16 protein-coding genes are annotated in these 18271 nt (G+C 64.7%); 10 read left to right on the top strand and 6 right to left on the bottom strand.

The genetic code is table 11. The features are described 5' to 3' along the window. Window positions 1–6: 6 nt before the first annotated feature. The 3 genes from V5279_RS13510 to V5279_RS13520 all read right to left on the bottom strand — a co-directional run bounded on the left by V5279_RS13510 (window position 7) and on the right by V5279_RS13520 (window position 4385). Complete coding sequence (locus V5279_RS13510; protein WP_166297896.1) at window positions 7–1326, bottom strand: dicarboxylate/amino acid:cation symporter; 1320 nt, start codon at window positions 1324–1326, stop codon at window positions 7–9. Window positions 1327–1415: 89 nt separating this feature from the next. Continuing rightward, on the bottom strand, window positions 1416–2924 hold the full coding sequence (locus V5279_RS13515) for a sensor histidine kinase (protein ID WP_338698026.1): 1509 nt from the start codon (window positions 2922–2924) through the stop codon (window positions 1416–1418). 183 nt (window positions 2925–3107) lie between these two features. Continuing rightward, complete coding sequence (locus V5279_RS13520) at window positions 3108–4385, bottom strand: serine hydrolase domain-containing protein (protein ID WP_338698028.1); 1278 nt, start codon at window positions 4383–4385, stop codon at window positions 3108–3110. Between the two features lie 144 nt (window positions 4386–4529). Between V5279_RS13520 and V5279_RS13525 the strand changes: the two genes are divergently transcribed. The 6 genes from V5279_RS13525 (at window position 4530) to V5279_RS13550 (ending at window position 10535) form a co-directional block, all read left to right on the top strand. Continuing rightward, a complete protein-coding gene (locus V5279_RS13525; RefSeq protein WP_338698030.1) occupies window positions 4530–5444 on the top strand; it encodes a dioxygenase in 915 nt (304 codons plus the stop codon). Window positions 5445–5789: 345 nt separating this feature from the next. Beyond that, entirely contained in the window at window positions 5790–7106 is a 1317-nt protein-coding gene (locus V5279_RS13530) for a CmpA/NrtA family ABC transporter substrate-binding protein (RefSeq protein WP_338698032.1), read from the top strand. A gap of 64 nt (window positions 7107–7170) precedes the next feature. Beyond that, window positions 7171–8073 carry a nitrate ABC transporter permease gene (gene ntrB / locus V5279_RS13535; RefSeq protein ID WP_338698034.1) on the top strand — a complete coding sequence of 301 codons (903 nt, stop codon included), beginning with the start codon at window positions 7171–7173 and terminating at the stop codon, window positions 8071–8073. Window positions 8074–8084: 11 nt separating this feature from the next. After that, window positions 8085–8879, top strand: a complete 795-nt coding sequence (locus V5279_RS13540; protein WP_338698035.1) for an ABC transporter ATP-binding protein — start codon at window positions 8085–8087, stop codon at window positions 8877–8879. 102 nt (window positions 8880–8981) lie between these two features. Then, window positions 8982–9404: a globin family protein gene (locus tag V5279_RS13545; protein WP_166297889.1), complete on the top strand. Its 423-nt coding sequence runs from the start codon at window positions 8982–8984 to the stop codon at window positions 9402–9404. Window positions 9405–9635: 231 nt separating this feature from the next. Then, window positions 9636–10535, top strand: a complete 900-nt coding sequence (locus V5279_RS13550) for an SMP-30/gluconolactonase/LRE family protein (RefSeq protein ID WP_338698037.1) — start codon at window positions 9636–9638, stop codon at window positions 10533–10535. Between the two features lie 23 nt (window positions 10536–10558). Here the strand turns inward: V5279_RS13550 and V5279_RS13555 are convergent, their stop codons facing one another. Both V5279_RS13555 and V5279_RS13560 read right to left on the bottom strand, forming a co-directional pair. Next, window positions 10559–11758 carry a 3-hydroxybenzoate 6-monooxygenase gene (locus V5279_RS13555; RefSeq protein WP_338698039.1) on the bottom strand — a complete coding sequence of 400 codons (1200 nt, stop codon included), beginning with the start codon at window positions 11756–11758 and terminating at the stop codon, window positions 10559–10561. A 21-nt stretch (window positions 11759–11779) separates the two neighbouring features. Further along, window positions 11780–12331 carry a MarR family winged helix-turn-helix transcriptional regulator gene (locus V5279_RS13560; RefSeq protein ID WP_338698041.1) on the bottom strand — a complete coding sequence of 184 codons (552 nt, stop codon included), beginning with the start codon at window positions 12329–12331 and terminating at the stop codon, window positions 11780–11782. 184 nt (window positions 12332–12515) lie between these two features. Between V5279_RS13560 and V5279_RS13565 the strand changes: the two genes are divergently transcribed. From V5279_RS13565 to V5279_RS13575, 3 genes are read left to right on the top strand one after another with little or no spacing between them, the layout of a single operon-like run. Further along, window positions 12516–13490, top strand: a complete 975-nt coding sequence (locus V5279_RS13565) for an amidohydrolase family protein (protein ID WP_338698043.1) — start codon at window positions 12516–12518, stop codon at window positions 13488–13490. A gap of 58 nt (window positions 13491–13548) precedes the next feature. Then, window positions 13549–14907, top strand: a complete 1359-nt coding sequence (locus V5279_RS13570; protein WP_338698045.1) for an MFS transporter — start codon at window positions 13549–13551, stop codon at window positions 14905–14907. A 56-nt stretch (window positions 14908–14963) separates the two neighbouring features. Then, window positions 14964–15416 (top strand): DoxX family protein, encoded by a 453-nt coding sequence (locus V5279_RS13575; protein WP_338698046.1) that lies wholly within the window; start codon window positions 14964–14966, stop codon window positions 15414–15416. A gap of 60 nt (window positions 15417–15476) precedes the next feature. On the opposite strand, the gene V5279_RS13580 is transcribed toward V5279_RS13575, so the two are convergent. Continuing rightward, window positions 15477–16562, bottom strand: coding sequence for a substrate-binding domain-containing protein (locus V5279_RS13580; protein ID WP_338698047.1), 1086 nt, complete (start codon window positions 16560–16562; stop codon window positions 15477–15479). Between the two features lie 117 nt (window positions 16563–16679). On the opposite strand from V5279_RS13580, the gene V5279_RS13585 reads away from it, so the two are divergent. Continuing rightward, on the top strand, window positions 16680–18164 hold the full coding sequence (locus V5279_RS13585) for an aldehyde dehydrogenase family protein (RefSeq protein ID WP_338701166.1): 1485 nt from the start codon (window positions 16680–16682) through the stop codon (window positions 18162–18164). The last annotated feature ends 107 nt before the right edge of the window (window positions 18165–18271 follow it).

Genomic DNA, 18271 nt, shown 5'->3' on the forward strand with positions numbered 1-18271 from the left:
GCCGCTTCAGCCGGCGGTGACGTCGACTGCCTCTGCGCCTTCAAGCACGCGACGGGCCTTGTCACGGTCGAGGTCACCTTCCCATGCCGCGACCACGACGGTGGCGACGCAGTTGCCGATCAAATTGCCGACCGCGCGCGCCATGCCGATGAACCAGTCGACCGAGAGCACCAGCACGAGGCCGATCGCCGGGATGCTCGGCACCGCATTGAGCGTCGCCGCCAGGATAACAATCGCCGAGCCCGGCACGCCATGCGCGCCCTTCGAGGTGATCAGCGACACGCCGAGCACCAGGAGCAGGTCGCCGAACGACAGCGGCGTGTTGGTCGCCTGCGCGATGAACACCACCGCAAGCGTCAGATAGATCGAGAACGCATCGAGGTTGAAGGAATAGCCGGTCGGGATCACGAGGCCGACCACCGAGTCCTTGACGCCGAGGCGCTCCAGCTTGCGCATGATCTGCGGCAGCACGGCGTCGGAGGATGCGGTGGCGACCACGATCGTCAGCTCCTCGCGCAGGTAGCCGAGGAATTTGAGGATGTTGATGCCGGCGAGCGCCATGACGCCGCCGAGCACGCCGAGCACGAAGATCGCGACCGAAACGTAGAACAGCGCCACCAGCGACAGCAGCTGCTTCAGCGAGCCGACGCCGTATTTGCCGACCGTGTAGGCGACGGCGCCGAGCACGCCGATCGGCGCGATGCGCACGATCAGGCCCATGGCGCGGAACAGCACGGTCGAGACCGCGTCGATGAGAGAGGAGATCTTCTCGCCCTTCTCGCCGCCGACCAGCGCCAGGCTGACGCCGAAGATGATGGCGAAGAACAAGACCTGCAGCACGTCGTTGCGCGACAGCGCGTCGAACGAGGTGGTCGGGATGATGTTGAGCAGGAAGCTGCCGACGCCTTCGCCCTTCAGCTTCTGCGCGTTGCTGGCATAGTTGCCGAGCGCCTTGGGATCCAGCGTCGAGGTGTCGATGTTCATGCCGTGACCGGGCCCGAACAGGTAGGCCAGGATCAACCCGACCACCAGCGCGACCGTCGTCATCACCTCGAAATAGACCAGCGCCTTGACGCCGACGCGGCCGACCTTCTTGAGGTCGCCGGCGCCCGCGATGCCGTGCACCACCACGCAGAACACGATCGGCGCCACGATCATCGAGATCAGCTTCAGGAAGGCATCGCTGAAGATCTTCAACCCGATCGCGAAATCGGGCGCGGCCATGCCGATGATGATGCCGAGCAACAGCGCGACGAGCACCTGCACGAACAGTGACGTGTAAAGCGGCTTTCGTGCCACACTGGCTTCCGCTGCGATGGTCGACATGAACTTCCCCCTGTTTCTGGCCGGCCGAACCCACCCTATCTTAGCAACTTGCGTGCCAAGATGTCGCAGGTTCGGCCGCCATTATCAGGTCAATCGCCGGGTTCGAGGGAGCTGGTCACGGTGTAGACGACGCCCTGGGGCAGGAAATCCACCGTGGCTTCGCCGCCGAGCTGGTCGCGGGCGCTGCGCTCGATCAGCCGGGAGCCAAAGCCGCGCTGCACCGGCGCGGCGACCGGCGGACCGCCGGCCTCGGTCCAGATCATCCGGAGCTTCGGTCCGGCGCCTTCCTCCAGGATCTCCCAGTCCAGTGTCACCGTGCCGGTGTCGTTGGACAGCGCGCCATATTTGGCGGCGTTGGTCGCCATTTCGTGCAGCAGCATCGACAGCACCAGGGCAAGCCGCGGCGACAGCGGCACGCGCGGCCCGAACATTTTGACCCGCTCGGAGGCGTTGAGCAGATAGGGCCGCAACACCCGGCTGACCACCTCCTGCAGGTCGGAGCCCTGCCATTTGTCGGTAGAGAGCAGGTTGTGCGCCTCGGCAAGCGCGCCGAGCCGCCCCTCGAACTTGTCGCGCTCGGCGCGGCTCGCGGTGCGAAAGGTCTGCGTGGCGATCGATTGCAGGATCGCCAGCGTGTTCTTGACGCGGTGGTTGAGCTCCTCGATCAGGAGGTCGTGCAGCATCTCGGCGCGCGCGATCGTGGTCGCCATCCGTACCGCGAAGCCGAGGCCGACCAGCAGCAGCACGCCGCCGATCACGCTGGTGATCGCAAGCGAGCGCCACAGCGGCGCTACAAGCGAGTTCTCGGCGATTCCCGCAGCGACGGTCCAGCCGGTGACGCGCGACCGCGTGAAGCCGGTGATCAGCGCCACGCCTTCGAGCGAGACGGTCGGCAGCGTCGCCTCGCTGCGGCGGAACATCTCGGCGAACAGCGACGGCGCGGCGCGCTGCCCGATGGTCGCCTGCGGATTTGGCACGCGGGCCAGGTTGACGCCGTCGCTGTCGAAGATCGAGATGGTCCAGTCCTGATTGAGGCGCTGCTTCTCGATGATGGCCTGGAAGACCTCGATCGGCGGGCTGAACGAGATGTCGTAGAGCACCTCGCCGTCGCGCATCACCGGCACCTCGACGGTGATGATCAGGCGTTGCTTCACCGCGCCGAAGAACAGGTTGGAATATTGCGGCTGCCTGGTCGCAAACACCTTCCCCAGGATCTCGAGATTGTTGCGCGGCGGCAGGCTCGCCGTATCCGCCGTCAGCGAGGAGAACACCTGGCGTCCGCCGCGGTCGGCCACCAGCACCACGCCGTCCTTGCCGTACTGGTCGATGAAGCCGGCAGCGACGCGGCGGAAATTGTCGAAGTCGCTGTTGCGCAGCGAGTTGGTCAGCGCCAGCACCTGCAGCCCGCCGGTCATACGCTGCATTTCCGCATCGAGCAGCAGGCGGATGTTGCGCGCGGTCTCGAGCACGCGCTGCGTGGCGGCCTGGCGGTCCTGCTGGTAATTGTGGAACACTATGCCGACCGCGAAAACGATCAGCGGCAACATCGTTCCCGCGACCAGGAGCGCGAGACGCACTGGCAATGTCAGTTTCGGCACGAAATCCCCGGGTCGGTGCCCATCTGCTGGGAGCTTAGGGGAAGCGGGAAAAGTCCGCCAAACGAAATAGCTGGTGATTGGAAAGGTTCCGCGGCGCTTAGAGCATGATCCGGAAAAGTGTGAAGCGGTTTTCCGAAAGGATCATGCTCAAACGAGGGGTGTGCGCCGCGGAATGGCGTCGTGTCAGAGATTGCTCTCGGTGATCGCGGCGTAGACCATGGTGCGCAGCTCGCGCCGCAGCGGATAGGCGCTCGATGGCAGCACCTGGGTCATGAAGATCGTGATCAGCTCCTCGGCCGGGTCGATGAAGAACGACGTCGTCGCGGCGCCGCCCCAGTTGAATTCGCCCGGGCTGCCCGCGATCAGCGTCTGCGCCGGATGCATCGTGACGGCGAAGCCGAGGCCGAAGCCGATGCCGTTATAGGCGGCTTCGGAGAACAACGAGCGCGACATCGCCGGCAGGTCGACGCCGCCGGGCAGATGGTTGGAGGCCATCAGCTTCAGCGTCTTCGGGCCGAGCAGCCTGACGCCGCCGAGCTCGCCGCCGTTGAGCAGGGCGCGGCAGAAGGTGAGGTAATCTGAGGCGGTCGAGCACAGACCGCCGCCGCCCGAGATCAGCGAGGGCGGTGACAGGAACGAGCTGGTGGCCGGGTCGTCCTGCAGCGTCAGCGTGCCCTTGCGCTCGGCGGCGGCGAGCGGGTTGAAGCCGCCCTGCGGGTCGGCCGAGTAGCAGGCGGCGAAGCGATGCACCTTGTCGGCCGGCACGAAGAAGTCGGTGTCGTTCATGCCGAGCGGCTTGAAGATGCGCTCCTTCAGGAACTGCTCGAACGGTATCCCTGAGATCTTGCCGACGAGATAGCCGAGCACGTCGGTGGCGACCGAGTAATTCCAAGCTTCACCCGGCGAGAACTCCAGCGGGATTTTCGCCAGATCCTCGATCATGCTGTCGAGCGTGCCGGCCTTGATGACTTCGCCGATCTTGTTCTCGCGATAGGCCGCATCCACATTGGAGCGCTGCTGGAAGCCGTAGGTGAGGCCCGAGGTGTGCCGCAACAGGTCGACGATCAGCATCGGCCGGCTCGGCGGGCGGGTCAGGAAGGCGGGCGCGGTGCCGGCGACGAACACGCCGAGGTTCTTCCACTCCGGAATGTATTTGGCGACCGGCTCGTCGAGCGCGACCTTGCCTTCTTCGACCAGCATCATGAAGGCGACCGACGTGATCGGCTTGGTCATCGAATAGATGCGGAAGATGGTGTCGTCCTTGACCGGCACCTTGCGCTCGAGATCGGCAAAGCCCTGCACCGTGGAATGCACGATCTTGCCGCGCCGGTAGATCAGGAGCTGGGTGCCGGGAAAGCGGCCGCCGTCGATGTAGCGGGTCTTCAGATGCGCTTCGAGGCGGTTGAGGGCAGTGGTCGACATTCCCGCGGATTCGGGCGAGGCAGGCGTGGGGGCTAACATCGGGCGTTTCTCCGGCTGGCAAGGCCGTCTTGATAGCCGAAAAGTGTCCGCTGCACCAAGTGGCTGGCGCTTACCGGCAACGGGCCGGTGGTGTACGGTCGCCGTTGCAATCGCGCCCTTCAGGGGCTCCAGGGAAACGCCGAGATGACCCAGTTCAACGAAACCGAGCTCACCACCGCCGTGATCCGCAGCTTCGACCAGACACCCGATCCGCGGGCCAAGTTCCTGTTGCAGGAATTGGTGAAGTCGCTGCACGATTATGTGCGCAGGACCGATCTCACCTTCGAGGAGTGGGACCACGCGATCGGCTTCCTGACCTGCACCGGGCAGAAGTGCACCGATATCCGCCAGGAGTTCATCCTGCTCTCAGACGTGCTCGGCGTGTCGATGCTGGTCGATGCGGTCAACCACCGCGATCGCGACGGCGCGACCGAGACCACCGTGCTCGGCCCGTTCTATGTCGGCGAGCACAAGGTGACGCCGCACGGCACCGACATCTCGGCAAGCCTGCCCGGCGAGCGCATGTTCGTGCAGAGTCGCGTCACCGATCTCACGGGCAAGCCGTTGGCCAATGTGCCGGTCGATGTCTGGCACGCGGACGACGACGGATTCTACGACTCGCAGAAGCCGAGCTATGCCACCGAAGGCCCGTCGTCGCGGGCGCGCTTCGTCACCGATGCCGACGGCCGCTTCTTCTTCCGCACCATCGTGCCGTGCAGCTATCCGATTCCGACCGACGGTCCGGTCGGGCAGATGATCACGCAGACCAACCGTCACCCGATGCGGCCGGCGCATGTGCACTTCCTGGTCAATGCCAAGGGCCATGAGCCGCTGATCACGCACGTCTTCATGGAAGGCGACAAATATATCGACTCCGACGTCGTGTTCGGCGTGAAGGACGAGCTGATCGCCAAGGTTGAACGGCGCACCGATCCTGACATGCCCGATGGCCAGCGCTCGGATGGTCCGTGGCATCTGATGAGCTACGAATTCCATGTGAAACCCGGTGGCGGAATGGCGCCCGCGCCGCTCGGCACCAAGGTCGCCGAGGACGCCTGATCGCTATCGTCGAAGTCGCCTGCTCAATTCTTGTGCGTCGCACAAGAATTGAGCGAATCGCAAATTTTGGGAGCGCGCGGAAAGTTTGCGCGCGCTGCGACATGTTGCGCAAGACTTTGCAATAAAATCAATTTTTGCACTGCGGTAGCTTGGCACAAGGCTTGAATAGTCAGGTGCCGACGCCATTGAAGCCGTCCCTCGAGGCCACCCCATCGGATTTCTGACGCCGCCAGACCGGGGCCTCCCCGGTGCATGCCCTTTTGCGCCCTGCGCGCGTCGCCACCCGAAGGAGGGCGCTCGACGCAAAGACGCAACACCGCAACGCAACGACGCAAAGGACGACCGATGACCAAGCCCACCAACAAGCCCTCAGGCCGTGGCCTCAGCCGCCGTCAGCTCCTGAAGGCAAGCAGTGGCGCCGCCGCGCTGCTCGCCGCAGCCAAGCTCAACTTTCCCGCCGGTGCATTCGCGCAAGGTGCAGGCCCCGAGGTGAAGGGCGCCAAGCTCGGATTCATTGCCCTGAGCGACGCCGGTCCGCTGTTCGTCGCCAAGGACAAGGGCTTGTTCGCCAAATATGGCGTGCCCGATGTCGATGTGCAGAAGCAGGCCTCATGGGGCACCACGCGCGACAATCTCGTGCTCGGCTCCGAAGGCAACGGCATCGACGGCGCGCATATCCTGACCCCGATGCCGTATCTGATCTCGGCCGGCAAGGTGACGCAGAACAACCAACCGACGCCGATGTACATCATGGCGCGGCTCAATCTCGATGCGCAGTGCATCTCGGTCGCAAAGGAATATGCCGACCTCAAGCTCTCGACCGACGCATCGCCGTTCAAGACGGCGCTGGAAAAGAAGAAAGCGTCGGGCAAGGCGGTGAAGGCCGCGATGACCTTCCCGGGCGGCACCCACGATCTCTGGATTCGCTATTGGCTCGCCGCCGGCGGCATCGATCCCGACAAGGATATCGAGACGATCGTGGTGCCGCCGCCGCAGATGGTCGCCAACATGAAGGTCGGCACGATGGACTGCTTCTGTGTCGGCGAGCCCTGGAATCTGCAGCTGATCCACCAGGACATCGGCTACACCGCGGTCAACACCGGCGAGATCTGGAACAAGCATCCGGAGAAGTCGTTCGCGATGCGCGCCGCCTGGGTCGACAAATATCCGAACGCGGCGAAGGCGATCCTGATGGCGGTGATGGAAGCCCAGCAATGGGCCGACAAGGCCGAGAACAAGCAGGAGCTCGCGGCAATCATGGCCAAGCGGCAGTGGATCAACTGTCCGGTCGAGGACGTCTATGACCGCACCGCGGGCAAGTTCGACTACGGCACCGGCAAGGTGGTCGAGAATTCGCCGCACATCATGAAGTACTGGCGCGACTTCGCGTCATATCCGTTCCAGAGCCACGAGCTCTGGTTCCTCACCGAAGATATCCGCTGGGGCAAGTTCGAAGCGGGATTCGATACCAAGGGCCTGATCGACAAGGTCAACCGCGAGGATATCTGGCGTGCGGCCGCCAAGGATCTCGGCGTGCCCGCATCCGAGATTCCAACCTCGACCTCGCGCGGCAAGGAGACCTTCTTCGACGGCAAGGTGTTCGATCCAGAAAATCCGGCCGCATACCTGAAGTCGCTGTCGATCAAGCGCGTGGACGTCTGATTTGAGCAGGGCTGCGCGCTCGTCGCGCGCGGCCCACCCATTTGACCACGGAGATACTTTGTCGATGTCAATGCCTGCCATGAAGACCGAAGTCACCGCAGCGATCGTTCCGGCTGCTGCAACCGCGGCGCCGGTCGTGACGATGACTCCGAAGCGGCCGCCGCGTGCCGAGACATACGCCAAGATGGCGAAGGAGGCGGCGGTGCGCGTCGTGCCGCCGCTGATCGTCCTCGCGCTGCTGCTGCTCGTCTGGGAGCTGGTGTGCCGCCGCGCCGGCTCGGCCCTGCCGCCGCCTTCGCGCGTGTTCAAGGACACCAAGGAGCTGATCCTTGATCCGTTCTTCGATCACGGTGGCATCGACAAGGGCCTGTTCTGGCACCTGTCGGCGAGCCTGCAGCGCGTCGCGTTGGGCTATTCGCTGGCGGCGATCGCGGGCATCGCGCTCGGCACGCTGGTCGGCCAGTCGGTCTGGGCGATGCGCGGTCTCGACCCGCTGTTTCAGGTGCTGCGCACGATCCCGCCGCTTGCCTGGCTGCCGCTGTCGCTCGCCGCATTCCGCGACGGCCAGCCTTCGGCGATCTTCGTCATCTTCATCACCTCGGTGTGGCCGATCATCATCAACACCGCGGTCGGCATCCGCAACATCCCGCAGGATTACCGCAACGTCGCCGCCGTGGTGCAGCTCAATCCGCTGGAGTTCTTCGCCAAGATCATGATCCCGGCGGCCGCGCCCTACATGTTCACCGGCCTGCGTATCGGCATCGGCCTGTCCTGGCTCGCGATCGTCGCGGCTGAGATGCTGATCGGCGGCGTCGGCATCGGCTTTTTCATCTGGGATGCGTGGAATTCCTCGCACATCAGCGAAATCATCCTGGCGCTGTTCTATGTCGGCATCATCGGCTTCGTGCTCGACCGCCTGATCGCGGGATTGGGCAAGATCGTGACCCGCGGCACGGCTGCGAATTGAGGGGACAAGTCATGCAGGCCTATCTGAAGCTCGACCACATCGACAAGATTTTTACCCGCGGCAGCGCCACCACGGAGGTTCTGAAGGACATCAACCTGACGATCCAGAAGGGTGAATACGTCTCGATCATCGGCCATTCCGGCTGCGGCAAGTCGACCTTGCTCAACATCGTCGCGGGCCTCACCGGCACCACCAATGGCTGCGTGCTCTTGGAGAACCGCGAGGTCAATTCGCCGGGGCCCGACCGGGCCGTGGTGTTCCAGAACCACAGCCTGCTGCCGTGGCTGACCGTCTACGAAAACGTCAAGCTCGGCGTCGACAAGGTGTTTGCCAAGACCAAGAGCAGGGCGGAGCGCGACGCCTGGGTGATGCACAATCTCAGCCTGGTGCAGATGGCGCACGCCAAGGACAAGCGGCCGAGCGAGATTTCGGGCGGCATGAAGCAGCGCGTCGGCATCGCGCGTGCACTCGCCATGGAGCCGAAGGTTCTGCTGCTCGACGAGCCGTTCGGCGCGCTCGACGCGCTGACCCGGGCGCATCTGCAGGATTCGGTGATGGCGCTGCATCAGAAGCTCGGCAACACCATCCTGATGATCACCCACGACGTCGACGAAGCCGTGCTGCTGTCGGACCGTATCGTCATGATGACCAACGGCCCGAGCGCACGGATCGGCGAGGTGCTCGAGGTGCCCTTGGCGCGCCCGCGCAAGCGGCTCGAGCTCGCGAACAACCCCGGCTATCTGAAGTGCCGGCAGCGCGTGCTCGAATTCCTCTATGAGCGCCACAGCTTCGTCGAGGCGGCTTGAAGATCATGTCGACATCAGGCGTTTCGGTCTTGAACCGAAACGCCGTGGTCCACGACCAATGCTCGGATTTTGCAAAGTCATTCAGAGCCACGGAGAGTTGAAATGAATCCGGCCCAAATCAAGCTGGTTCAGGATAGCTTTGGCAGGGTCGCCCCGATTGCGGAGCAAGCCGCGGTCATTTTCTACGATCGCCTGTTCGAAGTCGCGCCCGCCGTGAAGGCGATGTTTCCGGCAGACATGAAAGAGCAGCGCAAGAAGTTGATGACGACGCTCGCCGTCGTCGTCAACGGGCTGAGCAATCTCGACGCGATCCTGCCCGCCGCGAGTGCACTCGCCAAACGCCATGTCGGCTATGGCGCCAGGCCCGAACATTATCCGGTGGTCGGCGGCGCATTGTTGTGGACGCTGGAGAAGGGCCTCGGTGATGGCTGGACGCCTGACGTCGCCGCCGCGTGGACCGCGGCCTACGGCACGTTGTCCGGTTACATGATTTCGGAAGCCTACGGCGCGCAGGCGGCGGAGTAGGGAGGCCGCATAGGCACCGGCTGCTGCGGACCAAGCCGCAGCTGGCGGCGGCGAACTGAAGCCTTCCGCGTCGCTGCGAGGACCTGTCCGGTCCGGCCATCGCCCAAGCGGATAGGTGGATTGCTTCGCGGAGCCTGTCATCCGGCGGCGCTTTGCGCCGACCGGGTGGCTCGCAATGATGCAGGCAAGCAACTAAGGTTCGCCCGCTCCGCCAATGGGTGAACCAAAAAAATGATGTTCCTGGAAACGCCGCCGAAACTGATCCCGACCGAGATCTTCTCCGCAGTTCCCGCCGAGTTTCGCCGCAAGGTGGCGAGCGAATGGGCCGACGCCAACCGGCCGGGCGCGGTGACCGACTGCTTCATCGAGGGGCCGTCGTTCGATGCTGCGGGAAATCTCTACATCGTCGACATTCCGTTCGGCCGCATCTTCAGGATCGCGCCGGACAAGTCATGGTCGCAGGTCGCCGAATATGACGGCTGGCCGAACGGGCTGAAGATCGACGCCAAGGGCCGCATCCTGATTGCCGACTATCGGCACGGGCTGATGGAGCTCGATGCCGGATCGGGCAAAGTCACGCCGCTGCTGCGTTCGCGCAATTCGGAATCGTTCCGCGGCTGCAACGATCTGCACATTGCCTCCAACGGCGACATCTATTTCACCGACCAGGGCCAGACCGGCCTGCACGATCCGACCGGCCGCGTCTACCGCCTGCGCGCGAGCGGCGCGCTCGACTGCCTGATCGACACCGGCATCAGCCCGAACGGCCTGGTGCTCGATCCGCACGAAGCGGTGTTGTTCGTCGCGATGACGCGGGACAATGCGGTCTGGCGCGCGCCGTTCATGAAGGACGGCAGCGTGTCCAAGGTCGGCCGCTTCTGCTCGCTGTTCGGCCCGAGCGGTCCCGACGGTATGACGATGGACAGAGCCGGGCGGCTGTTCGTCGCGCACGCCTCGCTCGGCCATGTCTTCGTGTTTGCGCCGAACGGCGAGTGCGTCGCCCGGATCAAGTCCTGCGCCGGACAAAGCTGCACCAATGTCGCGATCGGCGGCGCCAGCCGCGACCGGCTCTACATCACGGAATCGCTGACGGGGTCGGTGCTGGTCGCCGACATCAGCGGGCTCGGCTGATCCGTCTATCCGGCAATCATCGCCTATGCAGCGAGGTTCGGACGCTCAGGAAAGGGCGAGTCGTACAGCCACGCCAGATTATCGCAGAACTGCTCGAGGCTGGTGTCGCGGATCAGCTGATTGCGCAGCAACGCGTGCACGCCGGCCGGATGATAGACATGGGTGCCGAGTTCGCGCGCCTGCAGCTGAACCCGCGCCGTGCGCATCAGCCGAACCTGTCGGTATTTCTCCAGCGCGTGTTCGAAGGCATCAGGTGTTGCGCCCAGTAACTCCGCGAGCCAGACCGCGTCCTCCAGTGCCATGCAGGCGCCTTGCGCGAAATATTGCAGCATCGGATGCGCGGCGTCGCCGAGCAGGACCACGCGTCCGTCGACCCAGCGTTCGGTTGGATCGCGATCGCAGGTCACCCACGCCTTCCAATCCTTGCCGTGGTGAATGATCGCCTTGGCGCGCGGATGGACATCGCGAAAGCCCTCAAGCACCTCCTCATGGGTGACCGGCCTGGCGGCAAAGGCTTCCGGCGGGTCGTTGTGGCAGGTGATGGCAAGGTTGAACACCTTCCAGCCCGAGAGCGGGTAGTGCACCAGATGGCACTTGGCGCCGGCCCATAGGGTCGCGGCGTTCCAGCGCAGATCCTCCGGCATCTGCTCGGTCGGAATCACCGATCGATAGGTGGTATGGCCCGCGATCCGCGGCGGGCCGTCATCGACCATCTGCTGACGGATCCGGGACCTCAGCCCGTCGGCGCCGATCAGGAGGCAGCCTTTGACACGCTCGCCGGATTTCAGCCGCGCGACGACGGCCGCGCCGTCCTGGTCATATCCAACGACATCGCAATCGCTGCGCAGCGTGATGCCGGGATGCGCCTCGCAGGCGCGCAGGAAGATGCCGTGCAGATCGCCGCGATGGACCACCGCATAGGGATTGCCGAAGCGCCGGCGGAAATAGCTGGTCAGATCGATGCTGGTGATCTCTTCCGCCGAGATCGCGTCCATCAGCCGCAACTGGTCGATGAACACCGCGATCGCGCGGGCGGCATCGCCGAGCTCGAGATGGTCGAAGGCATGGAAGGCGTTCGGGCCGAGCTGGATGCCGGCGCCGATCTCCTGATAGCGCGGCGCGCGTTCCAGCACGGTGACCTGAAATCCCTTGCGGGCCAGCGCGACCGCCGCGGCCAGTCCGCCAATGCCGCCGCCTGCAATGATGATCGGATCCCTGCGCATGTCCTCTCCCTGAAGTTGGTGCTATTTCCTCGGTATCTTGCGTCGACGGCCGGTCGTCCCCTTGGCGTCGGACTTCTGTTCGTGGGCATCTTTCGACGCCGCGGGGTGGGGCACCTCGATCAGACCGGCCTCGACCTCTTGCTCGAGCCGATCGAGATTCTTGTAGAGTTCGACCAGCACCTGCTTGAGCTCGGCAGCTTCCTTCGCCGACATCGCGCCGGTTGCGACCTCTTCATAATATTGCGCGATCGGCATCAGCCGGCCGGCGAGCTCGGCGCCCTTCGGCGTCAGCGCGACCTGCAGGCTGCGCTGGTCGTTCTCCGGCCGGTCGCGCGTCAGGAGGCCGGCGCGGCTCATCTCGGCAACGATGCGCGACAGGGTCGAGACGTCGGCCGACGTCAGTTCGGCGATTTCACCGAGCCGCAGCGGCTGTCCCTGCTCCGACAGCGCGGCAAGCACGCGGTACATCGGCAGCGTCAACTTCTCGTGACGGATCACGCGAACGAACAGATCGCCCATCCGCACGCCGAGCCGGGCGAGCAGATAGGGCAGCGAATTCGAAAATCGGTACATGGGCTTAGGTCCGGGCTTCATTCCTGGTGGCAGACGTCCGCCCGGAATAGCCGTCGGTCCTCGCATCGACAACAGTTGCATCTCAATCATTTGCATTTGCAATTTTATCATTGACAAATAATTGGACCGGATGGTTTGCTCTGTCAACACGGAAACGAGGGCACCAGCCCGAAGGGAGCAACCAATGCAGGGAAAGATCGCGCTGGAAGAGCACTTCGCCATCGAGGAAACGGTTCGCGACAGCGCGGGCTTCTCGCCGGCCGATGACTGGGTCGAGCTCAAGGCCCGGCTGCTCGACATCCAGGACCGCCGCCTTGCCGAGATGGACGCGCACGGCATCGAGCTGATGCTGCTGTCGCTCAACGCGCCGGCGATCCAGGCTATCCCCGACCGCAGCCGCGCGCTGGAGCTGTCGCGCCGCGCCAATGATTTCCTCGCCGAGCAGGTGGCGCGGCGGCCGCAGCGCTTCCAGGGCCTGGCTGCGCTGCCGATGCAGGACCCGGAGGCCGCCGCGCGCGAGCTCGATCGCTGCGTGAGTGCGCTGAAATTCCGCGGCGCGCTGGTCAACGGCTTCAGCGAGGTCGAAGGCCACGACGGCGCGGTCTACTACGATCGCAAGGAGTTCTGGCCGTTCTGGTCGGACGTCGAGCGCCTCGACGTGCCGTTCTATCTGCACCCGCGCAATCCGCTGGCGAAGGATGCCGCGATCTACGAGGGCCATCGCTGGCTGATGGGGCCGACCTGGGCCTTCGGCCAGGAAACCGCGGTGCACGCGCTGCGCCTGATGGGCTCGGGGCTGTTCGATGCTTATCCGCGGCTGCAGATCATCCTCGGTCACATGGGCGAAGGCCTGCCGTATTCGATGTGGCGCGTCGACAACCACAACAAGTGGATGCGCGCGCAGAACGTCTATCCCGCCAGGCGCAAGATCGCCGATTACTTCCGGGAGAATTTCTACATCACGACATCAGGCAATTTCCGCACCCAGGCGCTGATCGACGCGATACTCGAGATCGGCGCCGACCGCATCCTGTTCTCGGCCGACTGGCCGTTCGAGAACATCGACCATGCCGCCGAATGGTTCGACACCGCGACCATCGCCGAAGGCGACCGTCTCAAGATCGGCCGCGACAACGCGCTCCGGCTGTTCAAGCTCTAACGACACGCTGTGCCAACCTGCCGCAGAGCAGGGCGCATCATCAACAAGGGAGGAAACCGTGGGCACTTCGCCCGATATCGACGTGCACGAGGAATTGTCCGGTGCGGCCATCGGTCGGCTGCACATCGTGCTCGGCATCCTGATCACGCTGATCACGCTGTTCGACGGTTATGACACGTTCAATCCCGCCTATGTCATCCACTACGTGGCCAAGCCCTGGGGACTGTCGCCGAGCCAGGCGGGGCTGCTGGTGAGCTCGGGCCTCGTCGGATTCCTGTTCGGCGCGGTCGGACACGGCACGGTCGCCGACCGGCTCGGCCGGCGCGGCACGCTGCTGGCCGGGCTCTGGGTCGTCAACCTCTTCACGCTCTTGACTGCAACGGTCGCGAGCGACTTCTGGAGCTTCTGCGCGCTGCGCTTCGCGACCGGCCTCGGCCTAGGCGTGTTGTTGCCGCTGGGCACGACCTTCGTCAACGAACTGGCGCCGCGCCGCGTCAGCAACGCGTTCTCGCTGTGGGGCGTCACACTTGGCTGGTCGCTCGGCGGCGTCTGTGCCGGGCTCGTCGGCGTCTATCTGACGCCGCATTATGGCTGGCAGATCCTGTATTATCTCGGCGCGCTGTCGATCCCGCTGACGTTTGTGGCGCACGCAGTGCTGCCCGAAAGCCCGCAATTCCTGGCGGCGCGGCGCCGCACCGAGGAACTGCGCATGCTGCTCGCGCGGCTTCGCCCGGAGCGGGCCGCCGCCTATCGCAACGCGACCTTTGCCTCAGCCGGCGCCGCCAGCGTGTCGAACCCGATCGCGGCGCTGCTGAGCCCGCGCTATCGCCGCGTCTCGCTGACGATCTGGATCACCGCATTCCTGAGCCTGTTCGCGATCTTCGGCCTCACCGGCTGGATCCCGACGGTGATGCAGAAGCGCGGCGAGACCTTTGCGGCGTCGTTCGGCTTCGGCGCGCTGATGCAGGCGATGTCGTTCGTCGGCGGGCTCACGCTTGCGATGCTGGCCGACCGCAATCTGTCGCTGACGCCGCGCTACCTCGCCACATGGTGGCTCGCCGGCGGCACTGCCGTGCTGGCGCTGGTGTTCGTCAGCGGTCACGGCGTCAATCTCGCGATCGTCGCCATCGCCGGCTTCTGCATCATCGGCGCGCAGCACGTGCTCAACAATTTCACCGCGGGCTCGTACGAGACGCTGCTGCGCGCCAGCGGCGTCGGCATGGAATTGGGCGTCGGCCGGGTCGGCGCGATCCTCGGGCCTTATGTGATCGGACTGCTGCAACAGATGACCGGCGGGCCCGACATCGTGTTCTGGGTGATCGGCGGTGCCGCGATCGTCGGCGCGTTTGCGATCGGCTCGCTTGGCCTCGCCGCCGCGCCCCGGCCCGCGGCCATCGATACTGCGCCCGCGGAGTGACGACGGATCCATATCAAACGCCGCATAGGCAAGTTTAGAACCAACGGAGACAACGCATGTCCACGACAACTCACATTGCGGCCGATGACAAAGCCGCGCGGCTTTCCACTTCCTGGGTCCTGCTGTTTGCCCGGCTCGCCATCGCGCCGCTGTTTCTCTACAGCGGCATCGGCAAGCTGATGGCGTTCTCGGCGACCGCCGGACGCCTCGGCGGCGTCGACGGCATCGGCGCGGTTCTTGCGGCCGGCGCGACGGCGGTCGAGCTCGGCTGCGGCATCGCGCTCGTGCTCGGCCTGTTCGCACGTCAGGCGGCCATCGTCCTGTTTCTGTTCACGATCGCCGCGACGCTGATGTTTCACAATTTCTGGGCCGCGCCGGAGGCGCAGGTCGTGACCCAGACCATCAACTTCCTGAAGAATCTCGGCCTGCTCGGCGCGCTCGCGTTGATCGCGGTCTACGGGCCCGGGAGCTATGCGGTTGGTGCGGGGACCGGCGTGAAGTGCACCTAGCTTCGCCAGACGATCCGCTTTCGAGGCACGCCGAGTCCAGCCGCCACCGCGCGTGGCTGATCAGCGGTCGGAATGCATCTTCTCGAGAAACTCCTTCACGCCGCTGACGGCGCCGGTATTCGAGGCGACATAGCCGGGTAGGGCGCCCACCGCCTTGTGAAACTCGCTGCTCTTCATGATGTCGAGCACCCGCTGCATCGGCTCGGTCTTGAGGAACGCGCGCTTGCTGACGAAGAAGTAATCTTCCGTGAGCAGGCGGATGAAATCGAGGCCGAACTGCCGGGCGGCGGCCTCGACGCCAAAACTCGCATCCGCCATGCCGCTCGCGACATAGGCGGCGACCGCGGCATGGGTGAACTCCATATGCTGGGCGCCGTTGATCTTGCTCTCCGGGATCTTGTGCTGCGCCAGCAATTGATCGAACAGCATCCTGGTGCCGGAATCATGGTCGCGGTTGACAAAGCGGGCCTTGCGGTCGACCAGGTCCTTCAGCGAGGTGATCTTCAAGGGATTGCCGCGCTTGACCATCAGGCCCATCTCGCGCGTGACGAAATTGATCACGCGGTCCTCGCGCGGATCGAGCCATTCCCGGCAGGCCTTGATGCCCTGCGCCCGCAACTCGCCGCGCGGCAGATGCACGCCGGAGAGGTCGCAGGCGCCCTGCGCCAGCGAGACCAGCGAGTTCTGGTTGCTGACGTAACGCAGATCGACGCCGACGCCGCCCTCGCGATCGAGGAATTCGCGCAGCTTGGAGACCGCGAAGCCATGGCTGGCATGGACCCGGATCACCGACGGCCGCTGTTCCAGGAACGGCTTGATCTCGGTGACCAGTTCCTGCGCGAGGTTCTCGAGCTGCAGCCCGAGCCGCGCCTGCATCCGCTCGCCGGCCCACACCAGCTTCTCGCCGAACGGCGTCAGCTTCGAGCCCTTGCCGCGCTGCGTTTCCACCAGCGGCACGCCGAAGAATTCGGTCCACTGCTCGATCAGGTTCCAGACATGGCGATAGGACAGATGCGCGTCGCTGGCGGCGCTGGTGATCTTCCCGGTCTTCCTGATCTCGTTGAGGATGCCGAGCATCACCACCGCGGTCTGTGGTGAATTCTCTTTCCGAAAGCGCCAGACGGTCTCGATCTCGATCTGCAGCATCGCGGTCACCACTTATGAAGTTGACTTCATGTCCTGGTATACCAATAGGCACAAGATATCATATTTACTGCTGAGCAAAGCCCCCTAGATTGAAGCACAACACCAGGAGGAAATATGATGTCGGTTGCATATGACTATGAGCGCGACGCCCGCCACGCCCCGACCGTCCGGGACGAGTTGCTGCTGATCGACGGCGCCCGCGTCCGCTCGCTCTCAGGAAAAACCTTCAAATCGCTCAATCCCGCCACCGAGCAGGTGATCGCAACGATTGCCGAAGGCAATGAGGCCGATGTCGACCGCGCGGTCGCCGCCGCCCGCCGCGCTTTCGAGGGACCCTGGCGCACCATGCGCGCCGCCGAGCGCGGCCATATTCTCCTGCGATGGGCCGAGCTCTTGAAGCAGCACGCCGACGAGATCGCAGCGCTCGAGAGCCTCGATGCCGGCAAGCCGATTTCAGCTGTGCTGCGCCAGGATCTTCCGGCCGCCATCGACACGCTGACCTATTACGCCGGCTGGGCCGACAAGATCAGCGGCGACGTCGTCTCGACGCGTGACGACGCGCTGACCTATACTGTGCGCGAGCCGGTCGGCGTGGTCGCCGCGATCGTGCCGTGGAATTTCCCGCTGATGATCGGCATGTGGAAGCTGGCGCCGGCGCTGGCCTGCGGCTGCACGGTGGTGATGAAGCCGGCCGAGCTGACCTCGCTGTCGGCGCTGCGGATCGGCGAGCTCGCGCTCGAGGCCGGGTTGCCGAACGGCGTGCTCAACATCGTGACCGGCCCCGGCCGCGTCGTCGGCGACGCGTTGGTCAATCATCCCGACGTCGACAAGGTGACGTTCACCGGCTCGCCCGGTGTCGGCCGCGGCATCATGAAGGGTGCCGCCGGCAATTTCAAACGTGTCTCGCTCGAGCTCGGCGGCAAGTCCGCCAATGTGATCTTCGACGATGCCAATCTCGAAGCCGCCGCCAAGGCCGCCGCCGCCGGCATCTTCTTCAACGCCGGGCAGGTCTGCTCGGCAGGCTCCCGCGTCTTGGTGCAGGAGAAGGCCTATGACGAGGTCGTGGAACGCCTGGTCGCCTGCGCCGAAAGCCTGCGCATCGGCGATCCCGCGGATCGCGCCACCGTGCTCGGGCCTGTCATCTCCGAGAAGCAGATGCGCTCGATCCTCGATTATGTCGAGATCGGAAAGAATGAGGGTGCGCAGCTCGCGACCGGCGGCGAACGGGTCGGCGACCGCGGCTATTTCATCAGCCCCGCGGTGTTCGCCAATGTCGCGCACGAAATGCGCATCTCGCAGGACGAGATCTTTGGCCCCGTCGTCAGCGTGATCAAGTTCAAGGACGAGGCCGACGCGCTGCGCATCGCCAACGGCACCGCCTACAGCCTCGCCGCCGGGGTCTGGAGCGCGGATATGGGCCGCGTGCAGCGCTTCGCCAAAAAGGCCCGCGCCGGCACGGTGTGGATCAACACCTACGGCTACACCGATGTGCGGTTGCCGTGGGGCGGCGAGCGCGACTCCGGCCTCGGCCGCGAGCACGGCACCGCAGCGCTCGACAATTTCACCGAGCCGAAGGCGGTGTGGATGAATCTTAACGTGTGACCGCGCGTAACGCGGGCATCACGGGCGCGGATCGGAGGATCCGCGCTGATGAGATTGTACGAGGGCGCACCACAAAACAGCTGTCGTCCCGGCGAAGGCCGGGACCC

It is taken from the genome of Bradyrhizobium sp. 26S5 (assembly GCF_036923295.1).
Lineage (GTDB): Bacteria > Pseudomonadota > Alphaproteobacteria > Rhizobiales > Xanthobacteraceae > Bradyrhizobium > Bradyrhizobium septentrionale.